Source organism: Hallerella sp., from assembly GCF_022776125.1.
Lineage (GTDB): Bacteria > Fibrobacterota > Fibrobacteria > Fibrobacterales > Fibrobacteraceae > Hallerella > Hallerella succinigenes.
In genome coordinates, this window is record NZ_JALFIA010000050.1 from 1 (window position 1) to 13,385 (window position 13,385).

11 protein-coding genes are annotated in these 13,385 nt (G+C 48.9%); 5 read left to right on the top strand and 6 right to left on the bottom strand.

Annotation, left to right across the window (positions count from 1 at the left end):
• Positions 1-481 precede the first annotated feature (481 nt).
• A complete protein-coding gene (locus MR847_RS06050; protein WP_287723229.1) occupies positions 482-1,459 on the bottom strand; it encodes a glycosyltransferase family 2 protein in 978 nt (325 codons plus the stop codon).
• 26 nt (positions 1,460-1,485) lie between these two features.
• Here MR847_RS06050 and MR847_RS06055 point away from each other — a divergent pair, with 26 nt between their 5' ends.
• Both MR847_RS06055 and MR847_RS06060 read left to right on the top strand, forming a co-directional pair.
• A complete protein-coding gene (locus tag MR847_RS06055) occupies positions 1,486-2,415 on the top strand; it encodes a lysylphosphatidylglycerol synthase transmembrane domain-containing protein (protein ID WP_287723230.1) in 930 nt (309 codons plus the stop codon).
• A gap of 108 nt (positions 2,416-2,523) precedes the next feature.
• Positions 2,524-3,450 (top strand): NAD-dependent epimerase/dehydratase family protein, encoded by a 927-nt coding sequence (locus MR847_RS06060; RefSeq protein ID WP_277003041.1) that lies wholly within the window; start codon positions 2,524-2,526, stop codon positions 3,448-3,450.
• Here the strand turns inward: MR847_RS06060 and MR847_RS06065 are convergent.
• On the bottom strand, positions 3,431-4,450 hold the full coding sequence (locus tag MR847_RS06065; protein ID WP_287723231.1) for an aminoglycoside phosphotransferase family protein: 1,020 nt from the start codon (positions 4,448-4,450) through the stop codon (positions 3,431-3,433). The two genes, MR847_RS06060 and MR847_RS06065, sit on opposite strands and share 20 nt — an antisense overlap.
• A 300-nt stretch (positions 4,451-4,750) precedes the next feature.
• Between MR847_RS06065 and MR847_RS06070 the strand changes: the two genes are divergently transcribed.
• Together MR847_RS06070 and MR847_RS06075 are read left to right on the top strand one after the other, a co-directional pair.
• Positions 4,751-6,160 (top strand): anthranilate synthase component I family protein, encoded by a 1,410-nt coding sequence (locus MR847_RS06070; protein ID WP_106519391.1) that lies wholly within the window; start codon positions 4,751-4,753, stop codon positions 6,158-6,160.
• A 1-nt stretch (position 6,161) separates the two neighbouring features.
• Positions 6,162-7,760, top strand: coding sequence for a bifunctional anthranilate synthase component II/anthranilate phosphoribosyltransferase (locus tag MR847_RS06075; protein WP_100426602.1), 1,599 nt, complete (start codon positions 6,162-6,164; stop codon positions 7,758-7,760).
• A 107-nt stretch (positions 7,761-7,867) separates the two neighbouring features.
• Here MR847_RS06075 and trxA read toward each other — a convergent pair whose 3' ends face one another.
• On the bottom strand, positions 7,868-8,185 hold the full coding sequence (trxA, locus tag MR847_RS06080) for a thioredoxin (RefSeq protein WP_100426603.1): 318 nt from the start codon (positions 8,183-8,185) through the stop codon (positions 7,868-7,870).
• A gap of 60 nt (positions 8,186-8,245) precedes the next feature.
• Between trxA and MR847_RS06085 the strand changes: the two genes are divergently transcribed.
• Positions 8,246-10,162 carry a hypothetical protein gene (locus tag MR847_RS06085; RefSeq protein WP_287723232.1) on the top strand — a complete coding sequence of 639 codons (1,917 nt, stop codon included), beginning with the start codon at positions 8,246-8,248 and terminating at the stop codon, positions 10,160-10,162.
• A gap of 12 nt (positions 10,163-10,174) precedes the next feature.
• On the opposite strand, the gene MR847_RS06090 is transcribed toward MR847_RS06085, so the two are convergent.
• From MR847_RS06090 to MR847_RS06100, 3 genes are all read right to left on the bottom strand, one after another.
• Complete coding sequence (locus tag MR847_RS06090) at positions 10,175-10,888, bottom strand: glutaminyl-peptide cyclotransferase (RefSeq protein ID WP_287723233.1); 714 nt, start codon at positions 10,886-10,888, stop codon at positions 10,175-10,177.
• The gene (locus MR847_RS06095) at positions 10,888-11,925 is read right to left on the bottom strand and encodes a TolB family protein (protein ID WP_106519387.1); all 1,038 of its coding nucleotides are present in this window, start codon (positions 11,923-11,925) and stop codon (positions 10,888-10,890) included. The genes MR847_RS06090 and MR847_RS06095 overlap by 1 nt, the downstream gene beginning before the upstream one ends.
• A gap of 151 nt (positions 11,926-12,076) precedes the next feature.
• Entirely contained in the window at positions 12,077-13,132 is a 1,056-nt protein-coding gene (locus tag MR847_RS06100; protein WP_353846844.1) for a transposase, read from the bottom strand.
• Between the last annotated feature and the right edge of the window lie 253 nt (positions 13,133-13,385).

Genomic DNA, 13,385 nt, shown 5'->3' on the forward strand with positions numbered 1-13,385 from the left:
TTTTGTCCCACCCAAGTTGAACTTGGACATTTTTGGCAAAGCTAATAAGATAGTCCATCATGTCGGCTGGGATTTCCAGTAGGCCTGACGGTCCTTGACTGCATTATACATTTTTTCTCTCCGTTCGTTAAGCCGATCTTCCATCCTGCCCGCAAAAACTTCATCAGGGGTCAGATACCCGATAGCCGAGTGCAACCTTGCCGTTGTCGTGGATGATGCGGGCGCGGGCATCGGGATAGAGTTCCTCGTCGGGAAAAGAACCGGATGACCGTTGCCGGGCCGATGCCCGTCCTTTCCGCGAGCGTCATCTTCTTTTTCCCTAGGGACGGCAAAGGATTAAGCCAGTCCTTTTCTGTAAAATCACGCACAAAAAGTGGATTTTTCAGTATCCTTTTCGGTTAGGTAGGCGTTTTGTGTCCGAATCGAAGCGTTGGTTTGTAACTACAATTGAGCTTGGCTTTATAAAGCCCAACTGAACTAATTATTTCTGCAACGGATAACGCTTTAAGATTTCGAGCATCTTATTTTGCACGTTGCCGTAGCGTTCTTCGTAAGAGTTTCGAATCCCCCACTCCCGAGGAATGGCGAAGATCGCTTCAATCCAAGCTTTGAAAAGCGCATTGCAGATTGAAACCTTGGAAAGCTTTTTGCCGTCGCTCGATTGTTTTGGAACGCCACCCTTGGCCATACGAAGGTAACGCTTGAATGCAATGACCGGCAAGCGGACAAGGCTTGAAACGGGCAGCAAGCGGACCGCAGAACGCAACCGGTTTCGTTCCGAAAAATAAAGCTTTCGAGGCGAATAACGGACCGTAGTGAGGGAACGTTCGTGGAAAACCTTGGCACGTGGGCAGAAGAAGGTCTTGAATCCGCAAAGATTAAAGCGGAAATACCATTCGGATTCTTCAAAGAAGAGGAAGAAGGATTCGTCAAGTTCGCCGACCTTATCTGCACACTCCTTGCGGAACGCCATCACGGCGCCGTAGCAGCCAAAGACTTCCTTTTCGCGGATATCCGTATCCTTCTCGTCTTTTCCGGAACCTTCGTTTTCGGCAAAAAGGTCTTCTCCAAAGAGAACACCAATCGCGTTCACAAAACCAGAACGTTCCATGACAAGGCTTGCCACGGATGCTGCTTCGGGATGCGCTTCAAAACAGGCGAAAAGATTCTTTGCCCAATCCTTGTCAAAATCCAGATCCATGTTGCAAAGAACCTGGATGTCGGAAGTCATGTGTTCGCGGAGTCCATTGCAAGCCCCTGCGTAGCCGCGGTTCTTTGTTGAACGGATGATTTCGCAAGGTTCACCCGACTGCTCAAGCAATTCGAGGGAATGATCGGCGGAGGCGTTGTCATAAACGAAGACGCGAACCGGGAACGATTGCGCGGTCAAGCTTTTGACACAGCGGACGAGTTCTTCTCCACCATTATAATTGATGATTCCGACTTCCATTTGGTTCATGCGTAAAAAATACTATTTTTGCAACTATGCAAAAGATAAAGACACTTCTCAAATTGGTGGTCAGCGTCGGCGGCTTGATCTTTGTCTTTTCACGTGTGCCTTTTTCTGATATTTTCAAGAACTGGAATTTGTCAGTTCTTCCGTGGCTGATTCCGATGCTTATACTCACGGAACTAGGCATGTTGATTCAGGCGAACCGTTGGAAGAAGATGTCCATCGAAGGACCGGAAATTCCCTACCGCAGTTACTACGCCTATATCGCTCTCGGTTATTTCTTTAATAACCTTTTGCCGGGAGGTTTTGGCGGCGACGTCGTAAAATCCGTCGCTTTTGGAAAGCGCTATGGTCAAACTTCTCAGTCGGTGGCGTCCATTTTGATTTCGCGCATTCTAGGATTGCTCGCTTTGTTCGTTTGTTTCTTTTGCGCGATCCCGTTTTTGAGCCTTCAAAAAGCAATTCCTTCGGTTTACCATGTGACGATGATTTGCATGTGCGGATTATGCATTGCGGCGACCGTGTTATGCCTTTTTTCGGACAAGTTCCATTTGGACATTATTTCGAAGCGTGTGCCGTTCGTGGCGAAGTTGCAGAACAGTCTTGCCATTTACCGCAAGCATAAAGGCATTCTTTTTTTTGCGGTGATGGATTCCATTTGGCTGCAGCTGATTACGATTGCGACAAACTGCCTGTACTTTATGGCGATCGGGCATCCGGTTTCCTGGGCGGCAGTCACCGTATTTTCGGGAATTATCATTATCGTTTCGATGATTCCGATTTCGATCAACGGGATCGGGATTCGTGAAGGCGTCCAGATAAGCCTTTATACAGGCCTCCTCGGAATCCCTGCGGACATTGTGCTTTCGGCAGGACTTTTGGGCTATATCCTTCTACTCTTTCAAGTGTGTCAGGGAGCCGTGGTCTTTGCGATTCAGAAAAAGCATTCTAAAGCGGGATAAGAGCCTTTTATGGCTCTTTTTCAATAATTAAGAACGAAAATTTACATCTCAATTTCCATAAAGAATGCTAGTTTGATAAAAGTCGGTCAGCAAAAAGAGGATTTTGCCATGCGTATTTTTATTACTGGTGGTACCGGTTTTATCGGTCATTATGTGGCTCGTGAACTTTTGGAAAGCAACCACGAAGTTGTCATTTTGACAAGACACCCGGATAAGATTCCCGCACTTGCAAACCATTCCAAGGTGACGATCCTCGTAGGAACCATTTACGATGCCGCGACCATTTCCAAAGGCCTTGTCGGCTGTGATGCGTGTATTCATATTGCACTCGGTTGGGGCGAAACTCCACTTTCCATGCTTGAAAATGATACACGTGCTACCGTGCTGATTTTGCAGGCGGCAAGCAAGGCGGGGTGCAAGAAATTTATTTATACCTCAAGTACCGCCGCGATGGGAAAATTCCGCTCGGTGATGAATGAAAACGTCATCAACCTTCCGGTGGACCTTTACGGAGCGACGAAGGCGGCGGGCGAAGCCTATGTGCTCGGCTTCCGTGGAACCTCGATGAAGCGCAACATTATTCGTCCGGGTTATACGTTCGGAAACCCCGCCTTTGGCGAAAACGGCGTCACTCAGCCCGATAGACGTTTCGCTTTGATGGCGCAAGCCGTAGTAAATGGTGGCGATATTCACCTGATTAGGAATGATGGTACGCAATTCATTTCTGCTGCAGACCAGGCAAAGCTCTTTAAACGCGTTCTCGACAGCGATTATAACGAAGAAATTTATTTGGGACTCAGCCGTAACTGGATTTCTTGGCACGACATCGCCAATCGAATGCTCGAACTCTATGAAAAATTGACCCACAAAAAAAGCTCCGCGAAAATCGTGGAGCAAGATTTGGGGTGGTCCGACCATCCGATGCTCTTTTCTGTGGAAAAAATCGCAACCACTTTCGGCTTAAGCTTTGACGCTAGCGCCGAAATGGACAAGCATATCGAATGGCAGTTGAAATCTACAATAGCGAATTCTTGAGGAAAGTTATCGCTTTGTGGCGAGAAGGGCTCAGCGGTTCGTAAAGTTCGAGTACGCGGAGCAAACGCTTTTTGCCCGGTTCAATATACTGCTCAAAGCTTGCAATCTTCTTTTCCATCGACAAGAAACAGAACGCTCCCATCGCCTGCATCAAACGTTGCAGGCTTGCTTGTAAAAAGAGCGTCCATGCTTCATCCTTGTCGAAGGATTCGTGGCAAAGCGTATAACCGCGGTACCAATCTTCAAAGAAATCTTCCACCATTGCTTCTGGGAGAGAGACGTACGGATCCCAGAGAAGCGAAGCTATGTCGTAGAACATCGTGCCGCGGCGAGCGCCTTGGAAGTCTACAAAGCCGACTTCGGAAGTGTTGCAAACCATGATGTTCTGGGACTGGAAATCGCGATGCATCAAAACCTTCGGATGCGTGTCGACCATGCAAGCGAGGGTCGAAAAGAAGTTTTCGACTGCCTGCGGAATTTCGGCAATGCCCCTTTTCTTTTGAAGATAATTTGTACGGAAATAATCGGTTTCCCATTTGAGAGCGCTGTAATCAAAACGGCGAGCTGCAATATCTGCACGGCAAAGGAAGAACTTGGGGCTGGATTCCTGCCAGCGGACCAATGCATCGATCACAGCCGGGTACAGAACACGTGCGCTGCCAGCGAGGGTCTGGCCGTCTTGGACTACAACGGAAAGGAGCGTGTGTTCGCCCATGTCCTGCATCAGGATTTGGGCGAAAGCATCGTCGACAGCCCAAATTTCTGGTGTCGGCAGGCTAAAGTCGTTAAAGGATTTTCCGTAAGAGACAAAATGTTCAAAGTCTTCATTCGCGGAGGCGTTCGTTTGCAGAATCGCGGTCTTTTCGCCTTCGGTGATGCGGTAATATTGACGGCCCGATCCTGCGGAACCGGCGAGGCTCCATGCGGCTTTAGCGGTAAAGCCTTTACTTTCAAGGGAACGGAGAATCTTGGGGGCAATTTGCGGACGTTCTTGTATCATAGCGTATCCTGGAATTGAATTTCTTTGATAATATATCATTCTAATTTTCATTTTTGTACGAAATTCAAATATTTCAAAAATATTTTTTTGAATTTCCCGTTGCCATTGCCAAAAAGCTTTTTTATTTTCTTTGCGTATGAATTACTCGATCATCACTCTCAACGGCAACAACTGGTGGTGGCGTACTTTGAAATCGGAGTACGCGTTTTGATCGTTTGATCCATTTTTAGGCAAATGCGGCTCCGATATGAAATCGGGGCTTTTTTTTTGCATTAGAAATTCAATTATAAGGAAGAAATCATGACCGAAAGAACAGACAGTATCTATGTAGCGCTCCCCGGTGAACGCTATACCCCGTTCTCCTTAGCGAAAAAGCTCGGCGCTAAGGCAATCTTTGAATCGGCAAGCTTTGCGCACGGTCGTAGCCGCTATTCCACTCTGATGGTAGACGAAGGCTTCCGCTTGCGTCAGAACGAAAAGGACGTGAGCATTGTCGTGGACGGCAAGGAAAGCGTCTTTTTGAAGGAAGGCGAAGGAGACATTCTCGATGCTCTTTTAAAGATCTCTGCGGAAAATACGGTTCCGCCTAACCAGATCCCAATCCCTTCTTCGGGCGTGGGCTATCTCGGCTATGAATTCTGCGCCCGCTGCGATACGATTCGCCTTGCTCCGCAGGTCGATGAATTGAACATTCCAGAAGCGGAATTCTTAATCGGTCACATTTACATCGTCTTTGACCACTTTACCGAAAAGCTTCACCTGTTCGCTCTGAACTACGAAGAACACCAGATTAATTTGCCGGCTGCGATCGAAAACATCCAGAAGCGTCTTGCGGATCTGGACTTTAGCTATCTCGCTCCGGAAGCCAAGTACAGCAAGGGCATTACGATGACGGACATCGAAAACTCTCGCAAGGAATACGTGGAAAAGGTCGCGGAACTGCAGAAGCATATTATCGCAGGTGATATCGTGCAAGCGGTCCCATCTCGCCGCATCCAGTTCGCAAGCGATATCGAAGCTTTGGACATTTATCGCAGACTTCGCACGGTGAACCCGTCGCCGTATATGTTCTACCTCGATTACGGTACGCATCAGTTCATCGGCGCTTCGCCGGAAAGCCTTGTACGTGTGCGCGAAGGCATCGCCACAATTCACCCGATTGCCGGTACACGTCGTCGCGGTAAAGATGAAGCGGAAGATGAAATACTCATCAAGAATTTGAAGGCCGATCCAAAGGAACGTGCAGAACACCTGATGCTCGTGGACCTAGCTCGTAACGACCTCGGCCGAGTTTGTGAAGCGGGTACCGTGGAAACGACCAAGTACATGGATTGCGAAAAGTTCAGCCATGTGATTCACCTCGTTTCCGATGTGCAGGGAAAGGTTTCGAAGGGCAAAAAAGCGATTGAAGTCTTGCGTTCGAGCTTCCCGGCGGGTACGGTGAGCGGCGCTCCGAAAATCAGCGCAATCGAAATTCTTTCTCGCCTTGAAAAGGTCAAGCGTCGCTTCTATGCGGGTGCCGTGGGCTATATGGAATCCGATGGTGACTTGGATTTTTGCATTGCCATTCGTTGCTGCTTGAAGCAGGGTAAGACGATTAGCTTGCAGGCGGGAGGCGGCATTGTCGCAGCCTCTAACGCTGAACGTGAATTCGAAGAAACAAATGAGAAATTGGGTGCCGTCCGCGCCGTGTTGGAAGGAGAAAATTAAAATGATCGTCATTATCGATAACTACGATTCCTTTACATACAACGTCTATCAGGCGCTGGCAAAAATCACCCCGGAAGAAATTCGCGTGCTCCGTAGCCGTGAATGCACGATCCAGGAAATTGAAGCCTTGAATCCGAGTCGTTTGATCGTGAGCCCGGGTCCGGGTCGTCCGGAAGATGCGGGAATTTCCGTAGAAGCGATCAAGCATTTTGCAGGCAAGCTTCCGATTCTCGGCGTATGCCTCGGACATCAGGCTATCGGCTACGCTTTTGGTGCAAAGATTGTGCAGGCGAAGTTCATTAAGCACGGCATTGCGGAAGAAATTGACTTGGACGGCAAGGGCCTTTTCCGTACCATCGGCAAGAAGAATATCTTTACGCGTTACCACAGCCTTGTGATCGATGAATCGACACTGCCTTCGGATTTTGAAATCACGGCACGTGCTACGGACGGCGACATTATGGGCATTCGCCATAAGACGATGCCGATTGAAGGCGTGCAGTTCCATCCGGAATCCATTGCGAGCGGCCGTGCAGACGAATTCTTCAAGGCGTTCTTGAACTACCGTCGCGAACCGCTCGATGTGCGCGGCATTTTGAACACGCTCATGGACGGCAAGGATCTTTCCCGTAAGACAGCAGAGCTCTTTATGGAAGACCTGACGGACGGCATCATGGATGAACGCCAGATGGCGGGCATCTTGACCGCACTCTTTGCTAAGGGTCCTGTGGCAGACGAAATCGCCGGCTGCGCCTATGTGCTGAACAAGAAGAAGCGCCGTTTTCCGTACAGCGGTGACGAACTCACGGATATCGTGGGTACCGGTGGCGACGGTAAGGGAAGCTTCAACGTGAGTTCCCTTTCGGGCCTCATCGCCGCGACTTGCGGTGCGAAGGTAGCAAAGCACGGTAACCGTGCCGTTTCGAGCAAGTCGGGCGCAGCGGACTTCTATACGGCTGCAGGCTTTAAGCTCGATATGACGCCAACGCAGGCTGCAACAGTCATCGACAAGACGAACTTTGTATTTCTCATGGCTCCGGTTTATCACAGCGCAATGCGCTTTGCGGCCCCGGTGCGTGCGGCTCTTGGCGTAAAGACCATCATGAACTTGCTTGGACCTCTCACGAACCCGGCTGAAGCCAAGTATCTGATGCTCGGCGTATACAGCAAATCAGTGCTCGAACCGTTTACCAAGGCGGCAAAGGCTCTCGGTGCAAAGCGTGTGATGGTCGCAATCAGCGATGACGGCTATGATGAAATTTCTCCGTGCGTTCCGTCAACGATTGCAGAAATCCTCGAAGACGGCAAGTACCGTGAATACCGCTTGGATCCAAAGGAATTCGGCGTTCCGTCTGTGGACCCGGAAGATCTCGCCGGCGGCACGGGCGCAGACAACTTTGCACTCGCCATAGATCTGTTGAATGGCAAGGGTCGCCCGGGCATCAAGTATGCTTGCGCTTTGAATGCGGGGGCAGCCCTTTATATTAGCAACAAGGCAAAAACCGTGAAGGAAGGCTACGACATGGCGATGAAGGCAATGGAAGACGGCTCCGTTCTAAAGAAGATCGAAGAAGTCAAGAACGCCACTCAGCAGTTCTAAACTTCCTCGCTTTGGAATATGCAAAAGGCCCGCAATGATGCGGGTCTTTTTTGCAATGCTTGAATTTTAATTTACAATGCTGTGTTTGCCGTTCAAACAGAATCAAATTAGAGGTTCTTGTTGATAGCGGCAACAAGCGTGTTCTTGGGAACTGCACCGACGATATTTGCCACTTCCAAACCGTTCTTGAAAAACTTCATGTTCGGGATGTTCGTAATGCCGAAACGAGCGCAAAGAGATTCGTTCGAATCCACGTCCACCTTGGCAACGACGATCTTTTCGTCAAATTCTTGGGCGAGTTCTTCCATCACAGGACCCATCATCTGGCACGGTCTGCACCATACAGCCCAGAAGTCCACCAAGACGAGTTTACCAGAATTTATCACCTGGTCAAAATCTTTTTCTGTCACATTGAGAACGGACATTCTTCACCTCTCTAAATTTTTGCTATAAAATAGCTATTTTTCTACATCGAGAGTATAGATATGCCTTTTTTTGCGATTCTCATCACGTTTTGCCTGTTCCTTTCGCCAGCACTCGCTGCTGTCGATGAACTCAGCACAGCGCGCAAGGGAGCAGAATCGCCGGAAATCGCAGAACGCACCTACGACTTGGAAGGTCAGAAGGCGGAATGGATTCTCGGCACTTCGATTCTCGGCAATCCGGATTTGGATTTTCGTTCCGCAGGAATCGGCGGCCCCACGCGCAGACTCCCCTCTAAGCTTGCTGGCATTTTCACGTTCCCGCTTGAATACGATGAGACGCAGCTTTCGATGTATGGCGAAAACGGTGTGATGAAGGAAGACTTTGCCCGCGGAATTCCTGTGGACACTCCAGAAACGCATATCCTTTGGGAACGTTATTCGTTTAACGGAAACTCTTTCGGTTTGGACTTTAGACGTCTGTTGCTCGACAGCATTGAGCTCGATATCGGTTGGGCAAGCTATTCGAATGACAGCTCCAAAGTATTCCGCTATCAGGATGTGACCCACCAGCCGTTCTTTGCTTTGGGACGAGACTCTTCGCAGATTCCATTCACCGGGCGTAACGTACAAATGAACACGACGCATTTTAAGCCTGCGATTGCCTGGTATTTTCCCAAGGGAACCGCCGTGGCAAGCATGAGCTACCTCGTGGTAGAGAACGACGATATTCCTCCGTACGCATACACGCAGGATACGACCGATTACAGCAGTGTAACCTATTTGAAAAACCCGTTGAATACGGAATTGCGTTCGTTCACGTATGGCATTCGCGGATCGTTTCATCCGATCAAGCCGTTAGAAATTTATGCAAGCATTTACAGCGGCGAGCATGAAATCTATTACGACAGTTTGCCGGATTTGGTGAAGAGCATTCAAGACACTCTCGATGAAGACGGCAAAACGATCCAAGATACTACCTGGTACGGGGTGACCGACGCTTTGAAATATGAAACGATCAATGGCGAAGGCGGAATTGCGTTAAAACTTCCGCTGAATCCAGCACTTCGCATGCAGTATGAATTCACCGAGCTCAATTCCCGGTACAAGCAGGACCGTGAACTTTATTATTTGGAATTGAAAGACGAACTCGCATTCCTCGAATTTAGAGTTCAGGCAGGTGCGTTGCGCAATTCGAACATCTTTGATTCCGTGGAAGTGGCAAAGATGACATCCGCCTATGCGACTTTGCACTTGCCGTACCATTTGGACCTCAAGGGGACGGTTCGAAACGACGTGCGCTTCCCCGATGTCGATGAGCTCAAGGTTTACAACCGCGCCCGATATGCTTACCCGAACAAAGATTTGAAGGAAGAAGAACGCGTACGCATGACCGGAGATTTCGAATGGAATCCGGGTGGAATCTTTTACGGCGTCGGTTTGCGATACGAATATGCGGATAATCCGATCAAGCAGCGCTGGGTAACAGGAGAAGGTCTCGAATCGATTGAAACGGCTTCGCAGTGGATCAATCTGGATTATGCAGAAGTTTTGGACTGGTATGTGGCGGCAGGCATTTCCATTGGAAATTGGCAGCTCTATTTGGAACGTGAACAGTCCCTAGCAAAAGAGAATCGCCCGATCGATGTCACGGATCTTTATTACAAAGGTTACATCCGCTGGTCGGATAAATTTGTGAAGAACCGTTTAGGCGTAAGCGTCGCCTTCAACTTTACATGGTTCGGCAACCGTTACGATCTTCAAGTGACGGAAGACGAGGAAGCAGAAAAAGAAGTGCTGGAAGTCGTCGAACTCAAGCATTATCTCGCTTTGAATTTTGAAGCTCGCATGCGGATTCTTACGTTCTCGCTGTACACGCGTATCGACAATTTGAATCACAGCCTTTATGAACCTGCTGCGGGTTACCGACCCGAAGGAATCCGATTCCTCTACGGCATTACGTGGAGCTTTGACAATTAAAAGGCTCAAAGATCAGGGTTTGATTTGAACCTTGTACATCACCGGCCAGTTTTTCCCAGTGATCCAAAAAGCTTTTCCGTCAAAGGCGATGCCGTTCAGGACTTCTGCTTCCGGAATCTTTTTACGGATCTGACGGGCAATCCTTGAAAAATCATACCACTTGAGAACCTTGCCCGATTTCGGATCAATTGCGGCAATGGAATCGGACTGCCAAACGTTTGCGTAAACAATGTCCCCCACCGCTTCCAGTTCATTCAGATTGCGGACAGGTTTGGAATCGTCCGTTACAGAAACGTTTCGAAAAACGTTCTTTTCGCCAGGCGAAAGAAAGTACAGGCGATCACTGCCATCAGACATCAACAAGGAGCCTTTATAAAAAGCGAGTCCCCAGCCTTCTGTCGGAATCGAAAAGGCGCTTTTGCGGGTTAGCGTTTGAGCGTCATAAACGAAAGCGGTTCCCTCACGCCAAGTCAGCCAAAAAATATCGTTTCCCAGTTTAATGGACCCTTCGCCAAAGAATCGAGATTCCAAAGAAACGGAATCCGTCGGTGCTTTGCCCGGCGCCGGGTAACGGAACATTCGGGATTTCCCATAATGCCCCGTCGTTTCGTAAAGAACTCCCCCGTCAAAAAACAGGCCCTGCGTATAATGGTCCACAGAATGTTCTGCGGAATCCAAAACCGTAAAAGAGCCGAGAGCCGCGGCGCAGAGGAGTTCAGAAAGCATTACTTCGAAAGCCAAATGTCCGGCCAGCGGTCATTGCCGGAGTGATACGTGATACGAGCTGCGGTCTTTGGATCTTTACCGATTTCCCACAGGTAAAGTTCGTAATCATAAATGTCGTGATCGTGACCCTTTGCCGTTGCGCCCCAGACGAGCCATTTGCCATTTGCAGAAACGCGTGGGAAGTATTCATGCGAGCGACGGCCCGGAAGGTCCATGAGCTTCGCGGCTTTCGGAACGCCAAAGAAGCCGACCTTTTCTTGCTGTTCGCCGTTCTTGACGTTGAACCAAAGAATTTCACTTGGAGCGGCAGTGCCACCGTTACCCGTCGGATTTACACGGTAAACCTTGCTGCCGTCGGCAAAGAAGTCAATTTGACAGCCGTCTCCGGACTTGTTCCACTTTTTATTTGCAATGTCCCAGATGCCCGTTTCGCGCATGGAACCGCGGAGGGTGATGGCGATGTACTTGCCATCTGGAGAAAGGTTCGGTTCCTGCAGAATGACACCCTTTTCGTCAAAGGCTTTTTCGCCGTCCAAAAGCAGCTTTTCTTCACCCGATTCGAGGTTCTTCTGGAACACTTTTGCGCCGCGGGAAAAAACGATGTTTTTACCATCTGGACGGAAAGTGCCCCAGGTGGCGTTATCGGCGACTTTCTTTTCGTTTTCACCGTTCACGTCGATCATCCAGAGGTCCCATTTTTCTGGATAATTCGCATCGTTTTCCGGAGTCCAGCCACCCTTGGAACGGGTAAAGATGATCTTTTGACCGTCCGGAGAGAAGCGCGGAAACCAGTCCACGGTAGAGGAATTGGTGAGCGCCTTCGAATCAGTTCCGTCTGCGTTCATGATCCAAAGGTCATGCGTCGAATGGACACGGGATGTGGACCAGACGATTTTACCGTTGAGTTTTCCCTTGATCGCATTCAAGGATGACTGTTCTTCGGAAGTCGGGGCTACCGGAGCACCTGTCGGAGCTTCATCTGCAAAAGCGAATGCAGAAAGGGCGAGCGTTGCAACGGCGAGTTTCAAAATTTTCATTTTAGAATTCCTCAAATCAAATTCAAATATGGAATATAAAATATTATTAGTGTCCGGTAAAAAATATAGCCAAAAATAAAAATGGCAGGTTCCTCAGGCGAAGAACCTGCCCGTTTTGTTTTTACCTTGTAATTAGTTGACCCTTAAAAAGTCACTTCGCGAGCGCAGGATAAGGAGGTTCGCCGTTTTTATTCACCCCTTCCCGGCAAAGGAAGCAACAGTATAGCCATTCCAACCGGACAAAAAAGCGCCTCATGGCCCTCTTGAAGTTGAACGCCGCTGCTGCAAGCTTTGCGTTGAGCATATCACCAAAGATTCCCTTGTAGAAGTTGCGACCCATGCGGTGATCGCTTTTCAAGTGACCATTGATTGGTTCGATGCCAGCCCTCTTGCAAAAAAGCTTGTGAGCCTTTTCCTTCTGGTAGTAAGTCGCGTTTTTCTTCGGGACGTCCGGTATCACGATCTTTGTCGTTCCGGATTCCTTTTGTCCGCGGTATCCCCGGTCGCATGCTGCCCGGCTCGGCCTGAAGCCGAGCATTTGTTCAACATGGTCAAGCGTATCGTCTATCGTATGTCCGTCATACTCGTCCCTGAACGCGACTGCGCCGACGATGAGGCCGCTGTAGCTACGGGCGATTGACACCTTGTTGCCGAACTCGTATTTCTTGTGTTCCTTGCCCTTGCCGATGCATTTTACTTCGGGTTCGTGAAGCGAATAGACCTTGTCCTTGTCGCATTTCTTCTGTGCCAGAACTTTTTTGAAAAGCTCGATTTTTTCTTTGTACGTGTTCAACAAGTTCTTGCTGGCGAGATTTCGCTCTAATTCACGGACGAGCCGTCCCGCGATTGTCTTCAGCCTGCGCTGCGGAAGACGGAAGTGGACAAGTTCGCTCGGGTCGCAGGGCTGCTCCGTCGTGAAGATGCGTTCCCCGCAAAAATACTGGTAATAGGCGTTTTCCTGAAATTGCTCCACGACGGACTCGTCCGACACATCACGGATGTGCTTCAGGATGATGAACCCGGTCATGAGACGGATCGGCTTGTTCGGCGCACCCATTTTGTCGTCAAACCGTTTAGAAAACTCGGTCTCGAACTTGTTCCAGTCAATCTTGTTCGCAAGAACGTAAAGGGGATGCTTGCGATTCAACTGTTCCTCAAGGGAGCAGAAAAGGCTTGTCTGGGCGTGGGATTTTGGCGGTCTGTACATAAAAAATTGCAAGGTTTTCAATCATATTTTAGAAATCCTTGCAATAATTTCACAGGGTAGAAATCAATTTTCCCCAATAGTTATGCGGGCTGGGCGGGATTTTAAGGGACGACTATCTACATTTCTAATTTCTCATTCCTAATTTCTAATTTTTTTCTATTTTTGCTTTTCGGTGACAAATTATAAAGATATCAAATCTCTGACTGTGGACGAGCTCAAAGAATGGCTTTCTGCCAACTGTGAGAAGACGTAC

Bases quoted from the DNA above. Each gene is read 5' to 3' on its own strand.
- MR847_RS06055 (WP_287723230.1), top strand. From the start codon at position 1,486: ATGCAAAAGATAAAGACACTTCTCAAATTGGTGGTCAGCGTCGGCGGC.
- MR847_RS06090 (WP_287723233.1), bottom strand. From the start codon at position 10,888: ATGCTTTCTGAACTCCTCTGCGCCGCGGCTCTCGGCTCTTTTACGGTT.
- trxA (WP_100426603.1), bottom strand. From the start codon at position 8,185: ATGTCCGTTCTCAATGTGACAGAAAAAGATTTTGACCAGGTGATAAAT.
- MR847_RS06100 (WP_353846844.1), bottom strand. From the start codon at position 13,132: ATGTACAGACCGCCAAAATCCCACGCCCAGACAAGCCTTTTCTGCTCC.
- MR847_RS06050 (WP_287723229.1), bottom strand. From the start codon at position 1,459: ATGAACCAAATGGAAGTCGGAATCATCAATTATAATGGTGGAGAAGAA.
- MR847_RS06070 (WP_106519391.1), top strand. From the start codon at position 4,751: ATGACCGAAAGAACAGACAGTATCTATGTAGCGCTCCCCGGTGAACGC.
- MR847_RS06060 (WP_277003041.1), top strand. From the start codon at position 2,524: ATGCGTATTTTTATTACTGGTGGTACCGGTTTTATCGGTCATTATGTG.
- MR847_RS06065 (WP_287723231.1), bottom strand. From the start codon at position 4,450: ATGATACAAGAACGTCCGCAAATTGCCCCCAAGATTCTCCGTTCCCTT.
- MR847_RS06075 (WP_100426602.1), top strand. From the start codon at position 6,162: ATGATCGTCATTATCGATAACTACGATTCCTTTACATACAACGTCTAT.
- MR847_RS06085 (WP_287723232.1), top strand. From the start codon at position 8,246: ATGCCTTTTTTTGCGATTCTCATCACGTTTTGCCTGTTCCTTTCGCCA.
- MR847_RS06095 (WP_106519387.1), bottom strand. From the start codon at position 11,925: ATGAAAATTTTGAAACTCGCCGTTGCAACGCTCGCCCTTTCTGCATTC.